17 protein-coding genes are annotated in these 18,532 nt (G+C 64.5%); 7 read left to right on the top strand and 10 right to left on the bottom strand.

What is annotated here, in order from left to right:
- Positions 1–76 precede the first annotated feature (76 nt).
- The 3 genes from ACRYA2_RS10755 to ACRYA2_RS10765 are packed head-to-tail and all read left to right on the top strand — an operon-like array spanning position 77 to position 2,714.
- Entirely contained in the window at positions 77–688 is a 612-nt protein-coding gene (locus ACRYA2_RS10755) for a hypothetical protein (protein ID WP_433627575.1), read from the top strand.
- Positions 685–2,256 carry a sodium:solute symporter family transporter gene (locus tag ACRYA2_RS10760; protein ID WP_433627578.1) on the top strand — a complete coding sequence of 524 codons (1,572 nt, stop codon included), beginning with the start codon at positions 685–687 and terminating at the stop codon, positions 2,254–2,256. The genes ACRYA2_RS10755 and ACRYA2_RS10760 overlap by 4 nt, the downstream gene beginning before the upstream one ends.
- A gap of 2 nt (positions 2,257–2,258) precedes the next feature.
- Entirely contained in the window at positions 2,259–2,714 is a 456-nt protein-coding gene (locus ACRYA2_RS10765) for a hypothetical protein (protein ID WP_433627580.1), read from the top strand.
- Between the two features lie 6 nt (positions 2,715–2,720).
- Here ACRYA2_RS10765 and ACRYA2_RS10770 read toward each other — a convergent pair whose 3' ends face one another.
- A complete protein-coding gene (locus tag ACRYA2_RS10770; protein WP_433627582.1) occupies positions 2,721–3,470 on the bottom strand; it encodes a helix-turn-helix domain-containing protein in 750 nt (249 codons plus the stop codon).
- 103 nt (positions 3,471–3,573) lie between these two features.
- Here ACRYA2_RS10770 and ACRYA2_RS10775 point away from each other — a divergent pair, with 103 nt between their 5' ends.
- A complete protein-coding gene (locus ACRYA2_RS10775; RefSeq protein WP_433627790.1) occupies positions 3,574–4,272 on the top strand; it encodes an IS6 family transposase in 699 nt (232 codons plus the stop codon).
- 251 nt (positions 4,273–4,523) lie between these two features.
- On the opposite strand, the gene ACRYA2_RS10780 is transcribed toward ACRYA2_RS10775, so the two are convergent.
- Together ACRYA2_RS10780 and ACRYA2_RS10785 are read right to left on the bottom strand one after the other, a co-directional pair.
- Positions 4,524–5,069, bottom strand: a complete 546-nt coding sequence (locus ACRYA2_RS10780; RefSeq protein ID WP_433627584.1) for an NUDIX hydrolase — start codon at positions 5,067–5,069, stop codon at positions 4,524–4,526.
- Between the two features lie 84 nt (positions 5,070–5,153).
- Positions 5,154–5,813: a helix-turn-helix domain-containing protein gene (locus ACRYA2_RS10785; RefSeq protein WP_433627586.1), complete on the bottom strand. Its 660-nt coding sequence runs from the start codon at positions 5,811–5,813 to the stop codon at positions 5,154–5,156.
- An 87-nt stretch (positions 5,814–5,900) separates the two neighbouring features.
- Between ACRYA2_RS10785 and ACRYA2_RS10790 the strand changes: the two genes are divergently transcribed.
- Positions 5,901–6,911: an NAD-dependent epimerase/dehydratase family protein gene (locus ACRYA2_RS10790; RefSeq protein WP_433627589.1), complete on the top strand. Its 1,011-nt coding sequence runs from the start codon at positions 5,901–5,903 to the stop codon at positions 6,909–6,911.
- 119 nt (positions 6,912–7,030) lie between these two features.
- Here the strand turns inward: ACRYA2_RS10790 and ACRYA2_RS10795 are convergent, their stop codons facing one another.
- From ACRYA2_RS10795 to ACRYA2_RS10810, 4 genes are all read right to left on the bottom strand, one after another.
- Positions 7,031–7,900 carry an ABC transporter permease gene (locus ACRYA2_RS10795; RefSeq protein ID WP_433627591.1) on the bottom strand — a complete coding sequence of 290 codons (870 nt, stop codon included), beginning with the start codon at positions 7,898–7,900 and terminating at the stop codon, positions 7,031–7,033.
- A gap of 79 nt (positions 7,901–7,979) precedes the next feature.
- Positions 7,980–8,813, bottom strand: coding sequence for a polysaccharide deacetylase family protein (locus ACRYA2_RS10800; RefSeq protein ID WP_433627593.1), 834 nt, complete (start codon positions 8,811–8,813; stop codon positions 7,980–7,982).
- Between the two features lie 138 nt (positions 8,814–8,951).
- Positions 8,952–10,685, bottom strand: a complete 1,734-nt coding sequence (locus ACRYA2_RS10805) for a TCP-1/cpn60 chaperonin family protein (protein ID WP_433627596.1) — start codon at positions 10,683–10,685, stop codon at positions 8,952–8,954.
- 77 nt (positions 10,686–10,762) lie between these two features.
- Positions 10,763–11,734, bottom strand: a complete 972-nt coding sequence (locus ACRYA2_RS10810) for an asparaginase (RefSeq protein WP_433627598.1) — start codon at positions 11,732–11,734, stop codon at positions 10,763–10,765.
- 197 nt (positions 11,735–11,931) lie between these two features.
- On the opposite strand from ACRYA2_RS10810, the gene ACRYA2_RS10815 reads away from it, so the two are divergent.
- Together ACRYA2_RS10815 and ACRYA2_RS10820 are read left to right on the top strand one after the other, a co-directional pair.
- Positions 11,932–13,311 (top strand): extracellular solute-binding protein, encoded by a 1,380-nt coding sequence (locus ACRYA2_RS10815; protein ID WP_433627601.1) that lies wholly within the window; start codon positions 11,932–11,934, stop codon positions 13,309–13,311.
- Between the two features lie 19 nt (positions 13,312–13,330).
- Positions 13,331–14,203 (top strand): ABC transporter permease, encoded by an 873-nt coding sequence (locus tag ACRYA2_RS10820; RefSeq protein WP_433627603.1) that lies wholly within the window; start codon positions 13,331–13,333, stop codon positions 14,201–14,203.
- Positions 14,204–14,276: 73 nt separating this feature from the next.
- Here the strand turns inward: ACRYA2_RS10820 and ACRYA2_RS10825 are convergent, their stop codons facing one another.
- From ACRYA2_RS10825 to ACRYA2_RS10835, 3 genes are all read right to left on the bottom strand, one after another.
- Positions 14,277–15,488 carry an ABC transporter ATP-binding protein gene (locus tag ACRYA2_RS10825; RefSeq protein WP_433627606.1) on the bottom strand — a complete coding sequence of 404 codons (1,212 nt, stop codon included), beginning with the start codon at positions 15,486–15,488 and terminating at the stop codon, positions 14,277–14,279.
- A 3-nt stretch (positions 15,489–15,491) separates the two neighbouring features.
- Entirely contained in the window at positions 15,492–16,625 is a 1,134-nt protein-coding gene (locus ACRYA2_RS10830) for an ABC transporter ATP-binding protein (RefSeq protein ID WP_433627608.1), read from the bottom strand.
- 152 nt (positions 16,626–16,777) lie between these two features.
- Positions 16,778–18,376 (bottom strand): alkaline phosphatase D family protein, encoded by a 1,599-nt coding sequence (locus ACRYA2_RS10835; RefSeq protein WP_433627611.1) that lies wholly within the window; start codon positions 18,374–18,376, stop codon positions 16,778–16,780.
- Positions 18,377–18,532 lie beyond the last annotated feature (156 nt).

The raw sequence follows: 18,532 nt of genomic DNA on the forward strand, positions 1-18,532 counted from the left end.
ACCCGGTATCGAGACTGTTGTTTACATATCAACCCGCCGTTTTTCGCTATTTGCTACCCTGGTTCATGGAAAGATGGTGTCTTCACGACCACAGTCGAAACGGGGAGCGCGAAACAAGGTGATGGGCGTGCTCGCCCTGCTGGCGGCCGGGTTGTTACTCTCGGCGGCTACCGGAACGTACCGCGCGTTCTCGTACCTTGCGGCGTTCTTCATCGCAGCGGTGCTGGGTACCGCCTCGGTCGAGCGAAACGACGGCGAACTCGACCTCGCGCCGTACTCGTGGCTGGTAGTCGGGCTCGGCGCTGTCTTCGTGACCGGGTTGACTATCATCTGGTTCACCTGGCGGCCGGGAACGACCGAGTACACGTACGTACTCGGACTGCCGGTTCCGACGCTAGCGTACGTCGTCTTCCTCTGGTTGCTGCCGATCCTCGGCGCGGTGTACTACGCCCTCGTCTTTCCGAGTATCGGCGACGAGCAGGTCGTCGACGATATCATGAGCGAGGTGCGGCAGGTTCAGGGAACGGGACGCTACCCGCTGTCGTCTCGACCAGAGGCCGACGGCGGCGAGGAGGCAGAAACGCCGCGAGCGTCGTCGGGACGCCGTTCGGACGGAACTGAAGGAGGGCCACGCGTAAACGAATCACGTCAGGAGACGGAACGCCCCGACGGAGGTGAGCGGCGATGACCGCGCCACCGCTCGTCCCGCTACAGGAGATTCCGGTCACGGACAGCCCGTACGTCCTGCTGTTTGGCAGTCTGTACCTTCTGTTGGTGCTGGCTATCGGCGTCTGGGGCTACCTCCAGACGGAGAGCACGGCGGACTTCCTCATCACCGGCAAGAGCATCGGGACGTGGGTGCTCGCGCTGACGGCGTTCTCGGTCATCCAGTCCGGGTTCGGCTTCGTTGGCGGGCCGGAACTCGTCTACTCGTTCGGGACGACAGCGCTGTGGATCTTCTTCACCGCCCCGCTCGGGTTCATCGTCACGTGGATACTGCTGGCCAAGCGGATGCGCCTGTTAGCAGACATCCGCGACGTGATGACGATAGCGGACGGGATGTACGTCAGGTACGAGAGTGCGTGGGTACGCGGACTGACGGCGGTCGCGGTCGTCGTCGGCGTAATGGCGTACCTGGCGACCAATCTCGCCGCGTTGCAGTACGTGATGCGGGCGATCTTCGGCCTTCCGGTGGTGTGGGGGCTGTTCATCGGTGCGCTCATTCTCCTGCTCTACAGCATGCTCGGCGGAATGATCGCAGGGGTCTGGACCGACTTCGTGCAGGCCATCACGATGATCGTCGGCGCCGTCTTCGTCTTCGCCTTCGCAATCTCGTTCGGGGGCGGGATGGAGACCATCTCGCGAAATCTCGCCAGCGCGGACCCGGCATTCGTCTCGCCGTTCGGAGCCATGGGGGCCCCGGTCGCGACGATCTTCACGGCACTCGGCTGGTGGATCCTCTTCTCCATCGGCGCGGCCGGTCAACCGCATCTGGTGACCAAGTTCTACATGAGTCGTAACCTCCGCATCCTCCGCTGGGGAGCGCCGATCGCCGCGGTGACGTACGCGATTTCGAGTCTCCTCGCGTTCTCGACCGGGCTGTCGATGCGGTCGATGGTCGAGTCCGGACAGGCCGCGGCACCGAAGAGCGCCTCCGTCGTCGGTCCGGTGTTCGTGCTGGAACACACGCCGGGCGTCCTGGCCGGACTCATCCTGGCGGCGCTGTTGGCGGCGATCATGAGCACGAGCGACTCGTTCCTCAACATCGGGGCGGCGGCCGTCGCCCGGGACATCCCACGTGCGCTGGGACGGCCCATCGAGGACGACAAGACGGAACTGCGGGTGACCCAAGCCGCGCTGGCGGGTATCACCATCGTGTCGACGCTCATCGTCTACTTCTCGGAGGCGCTAGTCGGTATCCTCGGGACCATCGGATGGGGATTCTTCGCGGCGGCGTTCTTCGCCATCGCGGCGCTCGGACTGAACTGGAAGGGGGCCACGAAGGAGGGCGCGATAGCCGCGCTCGTCGGTGGACTGGTGGTCAACCTCTTCTACAGCGCCGTCCCTCGAATCGCGGACACGGCCGGTCTCGGTGGACTCGCCAGCACCGTCGCGAGTCTCTACCCGTTCCCGGAATCGTTCCCGGTCGGAACGGTCGCACTCCTCGTCACCGTCGTCCTCTTCGTCGTCGTCTCGCTAGCGACGCAGGGAGACCGGACGGTGCCACGGGACATCGCCGTCCTCATCGAACGATGACGATGGCCGAATCGAACGAAACCCGGCTCGCGCGCTTCACGGGATGGTTCCGGCGACGTCCGACGTCGCTCGAGTTCTGGGAACTGCTCGTGACCGACAGACGCGTCGTCTGGTGTTTCGTCGGCGAGTCGTTCAAATCGCTCCTCCTGCGGGCGGACATCGGCGAACGCGGTCGCCGCGAGGTCGAGCGCTCGTCGGCCGAGCGAGCGCTGGCGCTCGACGACCGAAACTTCGCGGTCGAGCTCGAATCGCTCCAGTCCGTCCAACTCCGGGAGGGGTCGCGATTTCGGCGCACGGCGCTGACGGTGACGTGGCGCGACGACGACGCCTCGACCTCGGTCGAACTGTACGGCACGCGTTCGAGCGATTCGCAGGTCGACGTCGTCGAAGCGCTCGCAGAAGAGCCGGCGCTATCGCACGTGGATATCGGCGTCGAGACGAGCGGTCGACTGCTCTGACGTCTCCTATCGTTCCAGGACGGAGTTCCCTTCGTCTCGATTCGGTCGGTCCTCTTCGACGAGGGCCGGAAACGCCGCGACGATTCGACGAAGGACCTTCTGTTCGGCTCGTCGCAGGTTCTTCGAGGCCCCGGTCTTCGAGACGTCGAACGCGTCCGCCAGCGTTTCGAGCGTCGCGTCGCGCGGCGTTCGAAAGTACCCGCCGTCCACGGCTTTCTGGAGGGTCAGACGCTCCGTCTCGGAGAGTTCCCGACAGCCGTCGAGGAGCCCCTTCGCCGCGTCGAGGTGCTGGATGACGTCGAGGTAATCCTCGAACGACGTGGCGTTTCGAGCTTCGACCCGGAAATCGTTCTCGACTTCTAGGTCGGCGAGCGCGTCGTCCGCGTCGTCGCCGGTGTCGAACCCGACGTTCCAGAGCTCGCTTCCGTCCTGGATCTGAAACGGCCCGGTGATGTAGCCGTCGTGGTCGCGAATCGTCTGCATCGCGTTCGTCTGCCCGATGAACGACTTGATAACCGCCGTGTCCCCCCGCCGGGACAGGAGCTCGAATCCCAGCATCCGCTCGTGGTCCTGCAACTCGTTGAGGCCGTTCGTCAGCGCGCCGTGGTCGTCCCCTGTGACGAGGATTCTGGTCTCCAGTTCCTGCTGGGCGGTGTTGAAGTCCCAGTGCATCGTGTGAAAGGAGACATCGGCGACGTCCGTCACGTCGATGTACGGACAGTCGTACTGGACCATGTCCATTGTTACCGATATCATAGGACTCTGTCGTCGTTTATCGGGGAAATAGGTGATGGTATCGGAGGGCACTGCTAGATTGAGGTTGAACTGAGCGGAGTTCTTCGAGGGAAGTGGGAATATGCTGTTCGAAGAACTCCAAGTCGATGTAACGGGTTCTTCTGATGTGGAATTTTTGGATAGTGATCGGACGCGCACGCCAGCCTGGCTGATCAGGCTGGCGTGCGCTGTCCATGCTGGAGCGGCCTCGTTAGCAGAGTGTCGAGACCTCTGTAAGTGGTTCGGCGTCGAACGACGCCGAGCCACGATCCAGCACTGGTACCAAGCCTACGCTGATTATTACGAGCAAGACTTCACAGCAGAACCGGACCGTGTTGCGGTCGATGAGAAACAGATTCAACTCGGGAACGAAGAGAAAGCGTGGCTCTACGCTGCGATTGATGTCGATTCGAAAGTCGTGCTCCATGCACGACTTTCGAAGCACAGGGGTCGAGATCCCGCTGAACAGTTCTTAGAGGAGCTGAAAGAGAAACACCGCGTCGCAGACGCGGAGTTTCTCGTTGATGGGATGGGGTACCTGACTGCCCTTGTCCGAACTAATCTCAGCGGCGATCTCAACTACACTGACCGCAACATCGTTGAAAAGCTCTTTCAGACCTATACGATGCGAATCGAACGGTTCCACGAAACATGGAACGGCAGTCAGGCCAGCGCCGAGCGCTGGCTGATTGCCTACACCGCCTACTACAACCACCACCGCAGTCATCACGCACTCGACAATCAACCGCCAGTCGAAGCACTCAAACAGAAGGGTTCAATCTAGCAGTGCCTATCGGAGGGTAAGATAGAGAAATTTATGATTACTAAGTTGAAATTTCGTTTTGTCTATGGGTGGAGGAACGACTCGTTCGGGACGACGACCGGAGCTCCCGACGACGCACAGGAGACGCGAAAAGAACCGGCGGTCTGCTCGCGACAGCGGTCCGCCGACCCCGGTGAGGAGACGACCAGAGGCCCCGATTCGGTCGACCGCTGGTCGTCCGTCACCGGGAATCAAGAGCGTCGATGAGAGAGCTATGCTCGCAGCGCCATCTCGATGCGTTCCAGATCCGAGTCCCGTATCCGGTCGGGCGACTCCCTGACGGTTTCGATAGACAGGAACGTAGCCTCGAAGCCCTCCGCTTCAGGGGTTAGCTCCCCCGAGACCTCGGCGCGCTCCAGGACGTACGTGATGAGGTAGAAGGCGACGCGCGAACGCTCGGCGTGGAGGATGGTCAGGAACTGCAGGTCCGGGGGGTCTGCCCGGAGACCGGTCTCCTCTTCTAGCTCTCGGACGGCCGCCCGCTTCGGTCCCTCGTCGTACTTGGCGTGGCCGCCGGGAAGGCTCCAGACGCCCTCATGCTGCGGTATCGGTTCGTCGAGCAGTAGGACGTGGTCGTCGTCGTGGACGACGACGTGGACGCCCGGAACCGGATTCCGGGAGAGCACGAGTTCGCACTCCGAACACCAGGGATGCTCCCGGTCCTCGAACTCGCAGCTTCCGACGGCGGCGCCACACCGGTGGCAGTGATCGGGTTCGACGGCGACGGAGTCGATGTCGACGGATTCGATATCGACCATGTGAACCCGTTCCACGCCAGGAGACGAAAGTGTTCGTTTGCGGTCGCCCGGACACTCCGGGCAAGACGACGCGTCGAAACGAGACTACTCCCCGACCATCGAGGAGACGAGCTTCGACTCGGCTTTCCGCAAGTGTTCGGCGGCAGTACTGGGCGCGCAGTCGATTGCAGCGGCGATGTCCGTGTGGCTGGCTTCGCGCGGAATCTCGTAGTATCCCAGTTCGAACGCGGTCTCGATGGCCTCGCGCTGGCGCTCGCTCAGGTGCGTTTCAACGGTCGCGGCCGTCGCGTCCAGCCCGCCGATCTCCTCGATGGTCACGTCCACGGGGCCGGGCACGGTCTCGATAGCCGCCTGTATCTCCGCGTCCGGGCCGAAGAGCGAGAACGTCACCGTCCCGTCCTCGTGATACCGGATTGGCGGAACGACGACCAGTCCGCCCTGCGTGATGGGACCGAACAGTTCACCCAACGCGTCGGTCGTGGCGTCCCTGACGTAGACGTAGAAGGCGTCCTCGCCGACCCGTGCGATGTCGTAACCCAGAACCTCCGGAATCTCCTCGACGGCCGCCTCGAAGGCGTCGGCGTCGCCCACGGCGTAGTGGAGTATTCCCAGCGCGTCGCCCGTGAAGTTCCACTGGAGGGCAGTCGCGCGCTCGACGAAGGAAGCGTTGGCCCACACGTCGTACATCGGGTGAATCTCGGTCTCGCGACCGCCCGCGGTGATGCGAACCCGGACGTGCTTCATGTCGGAGACCACCGTGTCGGCCCTCTTAAACCTCCCGTGCGAATCCGGCGTTAGTATTTCGCAGCGCCAGCGACTATCCACATCTGTATGAAGGTGTTCATCACGGGTGCTACGGGTGTCCTCGGCCGTCGACTCGTCGACCGACTCACCGACCGCGACCACGAGGTCGTCGGACTGGTTCGTGACGAAGCGGGCAAGCGCATCGTCGGACGCCGGGGTGGAACTGCACGACGCGGTGACGTCCTCGACCCCGAGACGCTGGAGCGAGCGATAGACGACGACGTCGAGGTGGCGGTCCACGCCGCGACGGCCATCCCGGACTCGACCAAGCCCAGCGACGAGGAGTGGGCGCGAAACGACCGCGTCCGGTTCGAGGGTGCGAGGAATCTACTGGACGCAACCCCTGACGGGCTCCGGCAGGTCCTGTTCCCGAGCGTCGTTTGGGTCGCTCGCCAGCCCGACGGCTCGCGGTTCGACGAGACGGCCGACCGCCACCCCGACAGAGCCACGCGGTCGGCTGCCGACGTCGAGGACTTCCTCCAGGAACGCGCCGCCGGGGACGGCTTCGACGCGACGGTCCTCCGCTGCGGGTTCTTCTACGCGCCGGACGCGAGGGACACGCGCGCCTGGGGCGAACGACTGCTCGACGGCGACCTGCCCGTAGTGGGCGGCGGCCTGCTCGGCCGGCAGGACGCCGAACTCTCGTTTGTTCACGCCGACGACGCGGCGGCGGCGTTCGTCGCAGCCATCGAGACCGAAGCAGGCGGGACGTACCACGTCGTCGACGACGAACCGGTGACCGGGGCCGCGTTCTTCGAGACGTTCGCGGACCTGCTGGAGGCCCCGGAGCCGGGTCGAATCCCAGCTTGGCTGGCCCGATTTTTTGTCGGGAAGGTCAACTCCGAGGGGTTCACTAGCCCGATGCCGACGACCAACGAGAAGGCGAAGCGTGAACTCGGCTGGGAGCCGGAGTATCCGACCTACCGGGACGGCCTGGAGCAGGTCGTCGAGACCTGGAGGGCCGACGGCACGCTCGCCGAACTGCGGGACGAATCGACCGCCGAAACGACGACCTCGCTCCGAGGAGAGGCAGCGTGAAGGACGATGGGCACCCTCGGCTGCGACGACTACCCGAGCAGTCACGCGAGACGGCACGGGCCGTGTCGCTCACGCCGTCTCGTTCGCAACCGGCGTTGCCCGTCTCGAACGGCGGGCGGCTACGAGCGGGTACGATAGACGACGAAGATTCCCGCGAGCAGTAACAGGAGCGTCGAGAAGACCGTCGTGATACTGCCGAGTGCGAACAACTCCGGCGTCGCTCGCCGGGACGACGCGATCGAGAACACCTGAATCGGCATGGTGTTCTGGCGCCCGACGAGGAGGAGACTCCGCGTCGCCTCGTTGTACGAGAGGGTGAACGCGAAGACCGCCGCCCCCAGGACGGTCGGAGCGATCTGGGGGAGCGTTATCTCCCTGAACACCGTTCGTTCGTCGGCGCCCAGCACGCGCGCCGCCCGTTCGTTCTCCGGGAGGTTCGGCGGAATCCCCGCCAGAAGGACGATCATCGCGAACGGAAGCGTCCAGACGACGTGCACCGTAAGCGCGAGCCACAGACCTTTCGAGAACCCCAGAAGTTGATTCAGAAAGAGCGTCGCACCGACGCCGTACGTGATACCGGGCGTGATGATACCGAGCAAGAGGAGGTACAACACTGCGCGTCGCCCGGGAAACCGTCGGCGGTACGCGAGTACGGTCGCCGTCGCGAGAACCGTCGTGATCATCATCGTTACGAACGCGAGTTTGAGCGAGCGCTCTACGGCCGTGACGATGCCGCTGCTGGCGAGCAACTCGGCGTACCACTGCGTGCTGAAATCGACGAACGGGAACGTAAGCCCGCCTTCGTTGAACGAGAAGGCGATGAGTGACAGCATCGGGAGGTAGATGTAGAGCGAGATGAGAACGGCGTACGCCGCCAACAACCGTTTCACGCCGAGGCGCTCCGCGAACGAGGTCGCCGTTTCGGCGAGCGAGCGCCCGCCGGTCGGGCGGCGCGTCTCGCGTTCGGTCGCTTCGGTGTCGGCTGCCATCTCTCAGTGGTCCGTCTAACGGGTTGCCGGTCGGCGTTCAGCGGGCGTCCGCCCGTCCCGGGCCGCCCGGCGTCCGGGGCTATCCGTCGAAGTTCTGGGCGACGGTGTCCATCTCCTCGAACTGGACGTCGTCTTTCGTTTGCATGTGCTGGATGAGTTGCTCCAGCCGCTGAAGTCGGTGCGCCTGACCTATGACCTGGGGGTGCATCGTGAGGATGAACACGCCGTCGTCGACGTGGTCGTACATCCAGTCGAACTGGTCGTACCAGCGCTGGAAGATCGAATCTTCGCTGGCGTACCCCATCCGGTGTGGGCGAGACCACGTGAACGTCAACGGCGGCCAGTCGTCGCGCTGCCACGAGACGGGGAGCTCCACGAGGTCGGTCGGCTCCCCACGGTCGTATGGGCCATCTTCCGGCGCGCTCCAGTTCCCGTAGACGTAGTGCGGTCTGAAATCGGATGCCATCTTGCTCGAATCCCACTCGAATCCGAGCTCCTGCAGGATGTCGAGCGTGTGCTGGGAGAAATCCCAGGCCGGCGAGCGATAGCCGGTCGGTTCCCGGCCGGTGACGTCCTGGATGCTCTCGATGCCGCGTTCGATGTCGGCCTGTTCGTCCTCCTTACTCTCGAACGTCGCCGGACCGGTGTGACTCCACCCGTGGTGCTGGATGTCGTACCCCCGGTCCCACACCTCGCCGCAGATCTCCTCGAAGCTGTCGATCGTATGACCGGGGATGAACCAGGTCGCGGGAATGTCGTGCTCGTCGTGAAGGTCGAGCAATCGAGGAGCGGCTACTTCCGCACCGAACACGCCCCGTGAGTGTCTCGTCGGCATCTCCCAGGAGTCGTACGACCAGAGCCACGTCGATACCGCGTCGAAGTCGTATGAGAGACAGACGGTGGCACCTGTCATACGTTACCGCACACCGGGATGGGAGATAAGAATATCATAAAATATTCAGTAGGACCGCGGGTCATGCATCCCGCAATCGCCGCTGAAGTACCGTCGGGACGCGTTGAACCGAAGAAAGCAGGGGGTCGCCCGAATCGCTCACCCGTCCGTGGAGTCCGTACGTCGAGACCCGGGAGTATCGTACAACGCCTCGCCCGGACTCGCTCCTTCGTCAGCGCGTTCGGCGTCGATGGCATCGTCGATCGTGAGGAGTAGCTGGCTCACCTCGGTCGCACAGACGTACTGCTTCCGACGGTACGCGATGGGATCGAGAACGCCTGCGTCCACGGTATCCTCGATCGTTCCGTCCGGTAGGACTAACCCGACCCGTTCGGAGCGGGTCTCGTGGGCTGCCCGGAGGTCCGCGAGCGTCGTCACCGGGTCACGGCCCCCGTTCCTGGCCAGCGTCGTCACGACTCGGTCCACCGCATCGGCGTACGCCTCGATGGCGAGTTGCTCGCGCGTGTCCGTAGACCGCGCGGTGGTTCGAAGTGTCCGTGCGATACGCAGTTCCGTCGCCCCGCCCCCGGGAACGACACCTGGACGACGACCACCGAGTCCTCGAGCGGCGGCGACTGCGGCCGCGGCTTTCCGGACCTGTCGGGCCATCTGGTCGCCCGGCTGTCCCGAGACGCCGGTCAGTACTGCCGTCACGGTCTCGGGAGCGTCGCATTCGTCGAACACCAGGATGCGCCGTCGTTTGCGGCGATGTCGGCGTCGTCCGATGCGCTGCTCCTCAACGACGCCCGCGTGGCCGAGATCCGCCGCCGTCGCGTCGTCGGGTTTGAGTATCTCGGTCGCCCCCGTCCCGCGACAGACGTGTGAGAAATCGAGGCTCGTGACGCCACGTACCCCGAGAACGCCCGCGTCGACGAGGAGCCGGAGATAGTGGCGGTCGATTCCCGACCGCGTCACGACCACGTCGACGCCGAGTTCGACGAGGTGGTCGACGACCTCGCGGCGGCGAGCGTGCTCCGCGTCGGCCAGCGCGGCCTCGGTCGCGACCGAGTCGACTCGAACCCCCGCGATCGATTCCGGTTCCCACACCTGTAGTCCTCGATTGTCCTGTCCGCCGAGCGCGAGCACCGTCGCGTCCCGCTTCTCCCGCTCCATCTCGGGATGGGCTCGGCTGTAGCGATCGAGCACTGCGCCGTGGACGAGTCTCGACTCGTCGATTCGGCCGTTCGAGAACCGTCGGACGGCGAACGTCGTCTCGTCCGGCGTTCCGACGGTTTCGACGGCTTCGACCGCGAGCGGGGCCCAGTCGTCCGCGAACGCTCCGACGTCGTTGCCCGTCATCGCCGTTCGGGCGACGGCGCTGGCGGCGGCCGTCGAACTCGGGAACGCGGACAGGCTTCGGGTCGCGCCGTCCAGGACGTCCGCAACGACGGCGAGGGCGGTCTCGTAGCCCATGCTGACGGTCGTCGGGTGGAGTCCCTTCTCGAGTAACGTCGCCGCCTCCTTGAGTAGTGCGGCGCCGAGGACCACGGTCGTCGTGATTCCGTCCGGAATCCGTTCCCCCTCGACGTCGGTATCGCCGGGGCGTTCGGGGCCGACGACGCGCAACAGAACGGGTGCGATCGGATGTTCGAGCGGAAGTTCTTCGAGAACGGTCGCGCCGTCGCTCGCGACGACGTATTCGTCGGTGCCGGGAATGCCGCGGTCGGCGTCGCCGCTTCGCGTTTCGAGTTGCGACAGGACGAGCGTGTCCTGCGGCGTCGGGCCGAGCGTCGTGCGAAGGATCTCCGCGATGGCCCGGACGGCAGTGATGTTCGCCTGTGGAAATTGAGGCGCCGGTTCGGACTGCGAGCGTCCCACCTCTCGTCCCCCCATCGTTCAGTTCCTCCACAGCGTTGCGACGCTCTGGCGCCCGGCGGCGAGCGTAGTGCGGTCGGAGCGAGCGGCCATGGTCATTCGAACCGCTGGCGAACGCCGTCGATTCCGGCGTGCTGGTCGCAGGCCAGCATGAGCTTTATTCGGGCCTTGTGCGCCGGGAGGTCGCCCGCGAAGATGGCGCCGTGCTCGCGCAGTGTCTCACCGCCGCCGTCCCCGCCGTAAACCGGGGTGACGCTGCCGGCCGGACACCGTGACGCGACGACGACCGGGGTTCCCGCGTCGACGACGTCCGCGATAGCTCTCCCGAGCGGTGCGGTCGTGTTTCCGAGGCCGGTCGCTTCGACGACGATTCCGTCGACGCCTCGGTCCTGGGCGGCCCTGATTGCCGCGTCGTCGACGCCAACGTCCGAGGTGACGACGGCTATCCGGGCGTCGGGGTCGAGGACGGGGATGTGATCGGCGTAGCTGCCCGGCTGCCGGAAGTGACGAATCGAGTCGCGCGTGGTGACCGCCACCGGCCCCGTTTCGGGGGACTGGAACGTATCGAGGGCGCTCGTGTGCATCTTCCGAACGTCGCGGGCGGCGTGAACCTGCTGGTCGAACGCGACGTACACGCCGCCCGTCGTCCGGAATCGATCGTCGGTGGCGACGCGGACGGCGGTGCGGAGGTTGGCCGGTCCGTCGGGGCTCAGTTCGTCGGGACGGCGTTGTGCCCCGGTGAAGACGACCGGCGCGTCGATGTCGAGCGCGAGGTCGAGGTAGTACGCGGACGACTCCATCGTGTCCGTCCCGTGGGTGACAACGACGCCGTCCGCGCCGTCGGCGATGGCCTGCCGTGCTCGTCGGCCGATAGTTGCGACGGTGTCGACGTCGAGTTCGAAGCTGGGAACTTGGGCGACCTGTTCGACGTCGACCTCGGCGAACGCGTCGAGACCGGGGACGGCGTCGAGCAGCGCCGCTCCCGGTTCGGTGGGGGAGGCACCGCCTTCGTCCCGGGTACTCGCGATAGTTCCCCCGGTTCCGAGCACCTTGATTACAGGTGGCATGGAACAGGGTACGGGATTCTCAGGTAAGTGAGTTTATCCGTTTTCGGGACACGACGAGGATATTTTTGCGCGTACGGCCGTTCGACGCACGATACTCGCGATTAACTGCCGTCCGATTCGGGTCTATTTGAAACGCGTGACTCACAGCATCCGACATCAATCATGATTATGGATGGCGTTGGATGTTCACATGCATCATGGGAGACCCCTTAACGAGACGCAACTTCATGAAGTACGCGGGGTCGGCGTCGGCCGGTCTGGCGGTCGCCGACGGCGCCGCCGCAGACGCGGACGCCAGCCGCGTAGAGAGTCAGGACGGTCTCCAGAACGGACAACGGCCGGTTCAATGGGCGAGCACCGCCTACGCTGCTCGCGACGGCCAGAGTCAGAAGTTCGAGGAGATGACCGACATCCCGCTCAACCGGACGATTGGCGACCTTCCGACGACCCAGCAGCGGATCCTCGGCGGCGGCAACGAAACCTTCGACGCCGTTTCCGTCGACACCTCGAGCGCCGGCGCGCTCACGATGGACAACGACGTGACCGCGGCTACCCCGACCTCTGCGCTCGACAAGTGGGACAGCGACGCCATCGCCGACCTGTTCACCAGTCCTGAGGAACGGCTGTCCGACCAGATCGGCGCACAGGCGGAGACGCTCAGCCAGCAGCTCTGGATGGACGTGAACGACCAGCAACGGCTGCGCTTCCCGCCGACGATTTACAACTTCGACGCCATCGGCTACAACCCGAAGTTCGTCGAACCCGGTAGCGTCTCGAAGTGGTCGGCGCTCTTCGACGACCAGTACAGCGGGCAGGTCCTGTACGACGCCATCGCCGCCATCGGGATTCCCGAAGCCCTCATGCACATGATGGACAACAACATGGTCCAGGGGGAAGTCGGCCAGCTCAACGACCCGACCAAGGACCAGCTCGACCAGGCCATCGACTTCCTCGTCAAGGAGAAAAAGAGTGGCCAGTTCCGCTCGACGTGGACCGCGTACGGGAACTCGGTGAACCTGATGGCGAGCGAAGAGGCGGTCGTCGGCGACATCTGGCAACCGGCCGCACTGGACGTGCGGCGCTCGGGGACGCCCTGCAAGTACGCGACGATGAGCGAAGGCGTCCAGGGCTACCGCTTCTGGTACGCCGGCATCATCCCGACCAAACCCGGCGCCCAGCAGCGGAACAACGTCGACGAGGTCAACTCCCTCATCAACGACGTGCACTACGGCGCCTGGTTCCCGGGGTTCATCCAGGGGTGGGGCTACTCCGTCCCGCAGTACCCCAACACGGAACTCGTCCGTACCGGGTCGGACGACTCCGGACAGGGGATGGGGCCGGAGTACTACGACTGGGCGTACCGCGGCGAGCGCACGTACCAGCCCGTGGAGAACCCCAACCTGTTCGACCCGCAGAGCTACGACTGGTCGATGGAGGAGGGGGAACCCGACCAGAACGGCCAGCAGCGCGACTCCGGCCCGATCGAGGAGCGAATCGACCGCATCGGCTTCTTCCAGATCTGGCCGAGCAACGCCGACTACATGATCGAACGCTGGCGGGACTTCACGAGCGCCTGACCGTCTCTCACGTCTCGTCATGTCACCGTCACTCCGTTCCCGGGTTCGCCAGGCCGAAACGTCGCTTCTCGTCGGGCCGACGCTCCTCTGGTTCACCGTCTTCCTGCTGTTTCCGCTCGGCGTGATCCTCTACTACAGCTTCCTCACCTACTCGAGTTTCAGCGTCATCCACGAGTTCACGCTCGAAGCATGGCGGACGAGCGTCTTCGACGAGACCGTCTACGACGTCTTCGTCCGGACGCTCACCATCGGCGCGACCGTCACCATCGTGACCCTCCTGTTCGGCTATCCCCTCGCGTACTTCCTCCGCTTCTACATGAGCCAGACCGGCGGCATCGTCCTGCTCCTGTTTCTCGTGATTCCGTTCTGGACCTCCGGCGTCATCCGTACGCTCGGCTGGTATCCGGTCCTCGGCCGGACCGGCGTCGTCAACAAACTCCTCGTCTCCAGCGGACTCCTTCAGGAACCGCTCGGCTGGCTGTTGTTCTCCCCGTTCTCGCAGATCGTCGGGTATCTCCAGAACTACGTCGTCTTCATGGCCGCCCCCATCTACATCTCGCTCGCCCAGATCGACCCCGACCTCCTCGACGCGTCCGAGACGTTGCGCGGGAATCCGCTCGCCACGTTCCGGCACGTGACCTGGCCGCTGAGTCTCCCCGGCGTCGTCATCGGCTCTATCTTCGTGTTCGTGCTCTCGATCGGGAACTTCACCGTCCCGCAGTTCCTGAGCGGCGGCGAAAGCACCATCACGACGCTGATCTACCTCTCCGTCAACTCCGGACTCAACTACCCCGCCGCGTCCGCGCTCTCGATCGCCCTCCTCGTCGTCATCTTCGCGTTCGTCTACGGACTGACTCGCCTCGTCGACATCACCGAGATCAGCCAGGGGTGACCCGGACGGTCGAAACGGACCGCCCGTCTCTACCGCCTGGGGTCGCCGGTAACGACGGCGATGGTCCGGCCGGTCACTCGCCGAGGATGTCCTTCTGGAGGTCCACGTCGGGGACGACGCTCGTCTCCTCCAGCAGGAGTCCATCGCTGGCGTCCCACCCGACGGTTACGGTATCCTCGTCGACGTCGACCCGTTCCGGAATCTTGACCTGAACTTCCATCTCCTGTCCGCCGTCGCTGCGCGCCTCGAGAACGAGTCGGGTCCCTCGACTCGGCTGTCGGATGACGTCCACGACCGAGCACGTAAGCGTATTGTCGGCGTTCGAATCGAGCCGGAGCGCCTGCGGTCGCACGACGAACGGGAGTTCCCGGTCGAGGAGGTCACCGACGTCGGACCGGACCGTGCGTACACTCGCGGTGAACTCCCCGAACGGCGTCTCGACATCGACGGTTGCGGCGTCGGGTGAGACGTCCGTGACGCGACCCGTGAAGATGTTCGAGTCGCCGACGAAGGCAGCGACGAACGCCGTCGCGGGACGGTTGTAGACCGCCGAAACCGACCCCGACTGTTCGATACGGCCCTCGTTCATGACGACGATCTGGTCGGCGAGCCGCATCGCCTGGGACTGGTCGTGGGTGACGTACACGAACGTAGTGTCCAGTTCGCGGTGGATTCGCAGCAGTTCGCGTTCCATCCGCTTTTGCATCTTGTAGTCGAGGTCGCCCAGCGGCTCGTCCAGCAGCAACAGCTTCGGTTCAAGGACGAGACTCCGAGCGAGCGCGACGCGTTGCTTCTGCCCTGCGGACAGCGATTCCGGCGAACTGCCGCGAAGGGCCGTCAACTGCATCAACTCGAGCACGTCCTCGACGCGGTCGTCGCGGGTCGCACGGTCGGCCCGCGTCCGTTCCAGCCCGTATCGGACGTTGTCCTCGACGGAGAGGTGCGGAAACAGCTGGAAGTCCTGGAAGACGAGCCCAATGTCGCGCCGGTACGTCGGGACGTCCGTGACGTCCGTATCGCCAAGCACGATCTCCCCCTCGGTCGGTTCGACCTTCCCGATGATCGAGTGGAGCGTCGTCGACTTTCCACAGCCACTCGGCCCGATCAACACGCAGAAGTCGCCCGCCGCGACGCTGAAGTCGATGTCGTCGACGGCGAGCGTTCCGTCGTCGTAGATCTTCGTCAAGCCCCGGACCTGGAGGACGTCCGGCCGCGTTCCGCCCGTGGTCGAGTCGTCCGGACGGGAGGACTGCGGAACCTCCTCTCCTCGTGGCGTGTCGGTCATCGGTCAGAGCACCTCCAGGTCGTCGATCGTCGTCGTTTCGGTCACGCTGATGGTGTCGAAGTAGACGGCGTCCGTCGCGTCCCAGCCGACGGTAACGGACTCATGGAGATTGCCAGCGGACGCCTCCCCCGGCTCGACGACCGTCAGCGATCGTCGAATCCCGTCTCTCGCCGGTACGGCCACCGTGAACTCCGTTCGTTCGCCGGTGTACGTCCGTCCTTCGAGCGTTCCCTCGAACGCGTTGGCCTTCCCAGGTTCGCCGAGGACCGCGTTCTCCGGGCGGACGATGGTCACCGACTCGTCGGGGAGCGACTTCGAGCGTGCCATCGTCGTCGCCGTCATCTCGCCCACGTCCGTCTCGACGGTGACCGCTTCGCCGTTCTGATTCCGTAGTTGGCTCCGAAAGAGATTCGAATCACCGACGAACCGACCGACGAACGCGGTGGCCGGCCGGTCGTACACCTCCGTTGGCGCGCCTACTTGCTCGATCTGGCCGTCGTTCATCACGACGAGCGTATCGGCGAGTTCGAGCGCCTGCTCCTGGTTGTGCGTGACGTAGACGTACGTACTCCCGGAGTCGGCGTGCAATCGACGGAGTTCGAGTTCCATCCGCTTCTGGAGTTTGTAGTCCAGATCCGCGAGCGGGTCGTCCAGCAGCATCGTCTCGCAGTCGCGTACCAGCTGGCGGGCGAGTTCCACCCGTTGTTGCTGGCCGCCGCTCAACTCGTTCGGAGTGTCGTCTCTCGTCTCGGCGATCGCGAGCAACTCCAGCATCGAATCGACGCGGTCGTCGATGGCCTCTGAGGTGAGGTCGCCCTGCTGTTCGAGGCCGAACGCGACGTTCTCGGCAACAGTCTTGTGCGGAAAGAGCGTGTGCTCGAACTCCTGGAAGACGAAGCCCACGTTCGTCTCTCGAACCGGCATCGTCGTCACGTCGCGTCCGTCGAGTTCGACGTGGCCGGCGTCGATATCGTGTAGGCCAGCGATACACTTCAGCAGGGTGCTCTTCCCGCAACCGCTCGGACCGACGACGACGCAGAACTCGCCCGGGTCGACCGTGAGGTCGACGTTGGTGAGCACCGACTCGCGACCGAATGTCTTCGAGAGATTACTAACGGCGATACCGTGTGTGGCCATCCCTCCCCACCTGACTACCTAGCTATCGTTCGTGATAGAGAAAAGGATTGCCCACTCGGCGAGCGGCGAGGGGCGTTTCCGGTGTCACCGCCTGCTCGAAAATTCCCGAGGGTCACCCCGACCGAGACGCATCCAAGTGGGAGGGCGAGTCCCTAGACGCCCGGGTTCCCGTCGTCGACGACGAAGCTCGCGTCCGTCCGAATCGGGGCCCCTGGCCGGGTCACGTAGTCGACGACGCGGTAGTCGGTCCACCACTGGTCCGGCGTGAGTGTGCAGCGAACGTATCCGCGCTGGTTGTTGTAGTACTTGACGTTCTCGTTGTCCGACGTCACTTGCCGGCCGAAGTCGTCCATATCGGTACCGTCCCCACCGGAGCTGATGGAGGTCGCGACGAACTCGGTGCCGACCGTTTCCGAGTCGGGGTCGTCGAACTCTCGCTTGAGGTTGGTGGCGAAGTTCGCGTGGAAGTCCCCGGTGACGACGACGGGGTTAGAGACGTGTTGCTCGAAGGCTTCGAGGACCGTGTTCCGGTCCGCGACGTATCCGTCCCACTGGTCCGTGCGGTACCCCTCCTCGGGCCCTTCTTCGAAGTCCATCGAGGCCATGGGCACCTGGTTCGCGAGGACGTCCCAGGTCGCGTTCGAAGCGGCGAGGTTGTCCACCAGCCACTGCTCCTGTGCGTCGCCGAGGATGGTTCGGTTCTCGTCGAACCGCTCCGTGCAATCGACGACGTTGAACGCGTCGTCGCAGGCCTGGTCGGTTCGATACTGACGCGTGTCGAGCACGTTGAACTCGGCCAGGTCGCCGAACGTGAAGTTCCGGTACAGTTTCTGGCTCGAATCGTCCGGCATCTGCGCCTGCCGGAACGGCATGTGTTCGTAGTAGGCTGTGAACGCCGCGGCCCGGCGCTCGAGGAACGCTTCCCGCGTCTGTTTGTCGGGGTCCTGTGGCACGTCACCGGCCCAGTTGTTGTCGACTTCGTGGTCGTCCCTCGTGACGAGCCACGGCGCGCTCGCATGGGCGGCCCGCAAGTCGGGATCGGATTTGTAGAGACTGTACTGGAGGCGGTATCGGTCGAGCGTCTCTGTCTGGGAGCGGTAGGCCTGCGGAACCGCGGTATCGCGGGCGCCGCCGTTCGGCCCGATGCCGTACTCGTAGATGTAGTCGCCGAGGTGGACGACCAGGTCGAGGTCGTCCGCGGCCATGTGGTCGTAGGCCGTGTAGAACCCGCTGTCCCAGGACTGACAGGAGGCGAACGCGAACCTGAACTCCTCGGGACTGGCGTCGGGTGCCGGAGCGGTCTTCGTCCGACCAACTGGACTGCGGTGTCCAGCGGCGGTGAACTGGTAGTAGTACTCTGTGTCGGGGTCGAGACCCGTCACGTCCACGTGGACGGAATGTGCGTGTTCCGGCTTCGCGAAGACGACGCCGGCCTTCTCGACCGACGCCATGTCCTCCGTCGATGCGATTTTCCACCGAACGGGAACTTTCTTCCGGGGCATCCCGCCGCCTTTCTCGATAGGGTTCGGCGCGAGACGAGTCCACAACACCACGGAGTCCGGCAGGGGGTCGCCCGAGGCGACCCCCAGCGAGTACGGGTCTTCTTCGAACCGGCCGCTGTCGTCCATCACTGCGGTGGTCGTGCCCGACGTGCCGACGGCGGCGAGCGCCGTCGCGCCGCCGGTCCGCTTCAGAAACTGTCGTCGGCTGTGGTCCGTCGGATCCGGGTTCGATGGATTGTCTAACTCCATGCAAGTGGGAGTCCTACCATAATTATTTCAGTATTTATAATATTAATATATCTTGTGTGAGTAGGTGTAGTGGGGGAACGTACCCCTTTGTAGCGGTACGTACACAGCAGGACTCGGAGGCTGGGTTGGACAGTAACCCTTCGTCGTCCAGATGTC

It is taken from the genome of Halomicrococcus pelagicus (genome assembly GCF_050954125.1).

What these genes read in the sequence shown, in the direction of transcription:
- ACRYA2_RS10760 (WP_433627578.1), top strand. Translation starts at nt 685, where the DNA reads ATGACCGCGCCACCGCTCGTCCCGCTACAGGAGATTCCGGTCACGGAC.
- ACRYA2_RS10765 (WP_433627580.1), top strand. Translation starts at nt 2,259, where the DNA reads ATGGCCGAATCGAACGAAACCCGGCTCGCGCGCTTCACGGGATGGTTC.
- ACRYA2_RS10770 (WP_433627582.1), bottom strand. Translation starts at nt 3,470, where the DNA reads ATGATATCGGTAACAATGGACATGGTCCAGTACGACTGTCCGTACATC.
- ACRYA2_RS10780 (WP_433627584.1), bottom strand. Translation starts at nt 5,069, where the DNA reads ATGGTCGATATCGAATCCGTCGACATCGACTCCGTCGCCGTCGAACCC.
- ACRYA2_RS10785 (WP_433627586.1), bottom strand. Translation starts at nt 5,813, where the DNA reads ATGAAGCACGTCCGGGTTCGCATCACCGCGGGCGGTCGCGAGACCGAG.
- ACRYA2_RS10790 (WP_433627589.1), top strand. Translation starts at nt 5,901, where the DNA reads ATGAAGGTGTTCATCACGGGTGCTACGGGTGTCCTCGGCCGTCGACTC.
- ACRYA2_RS10795 (WP_433627591.1), bottom strand. Translation starts at nt 7,900, where the DNA reads ATGGCAGCCGACACCGAAGCGACCGAACGCGAGACGCGCCGCCCGACC.
- ACRYA2_RS10800 (WP_433627593.1), bottom strand. Translation starts at nt 8,813, where the DNA reads ATGACAGGTGCCACCGTCTGTCTCTCATACGACTTCGACGCGGTATCG.
- ACRYA2_RS10805 (WP_433627596.1), bottom strand. Translation starts at nt 10,685, where the DNA reads ATGGGGGGACGAGAGGTGGGACGCTCGCAGTCCGAACCGGCGCCTCAA.
- ACRYA2_RS10810 (WP_433627598.1), bottom strand. Translation starts at nt 11,734, where the DNA reads ATGCCACCTGTAATCAAGGTGCTCGGAACCGGGGGAACTATCGCGAGT.
- ACRYA2_RS10815 (WP_433627601.1), top strand. Translation starts at nt 11,932, where the DNA reads ATGGGAGACCCCTTAACGAGACGCAACTTCATGAAGTACGCGGGGTCG.
- ACRYA2_RS10820 (WP_433627603.1), top strand. Translation starts at nt 13,331, where the DNA reads ATGTCACCGTCACTCCGTTCCCGGGTTCGCCAGGCCGAAACGTCGCTT.
- ACRYA2_RS10825 (WP_433627606.1), bottom strand. Translation starts at nt 15,488, where the DNA reads ATGACCGACACGCCACGAGGAGAGGAGGTTCCGCAGTCCTCCCGTCCG.
- ACRYA2_RS10830 (WP_433627608.1), bottom strand. Translation starts at nt 16,625, where the DNA reads ATGGCCACACACGGTATCGCCGTTAGTAATCTCTCGAAGACATTCGGT.
- ACRYA2_RS10835 (WP_433627611.1), bottom strand. Translation starts at nt 18,376, where the DNA reads ATGGAGTTAGACAATCCATCGAACCCGGATCCGACGGACCACAGCCGA.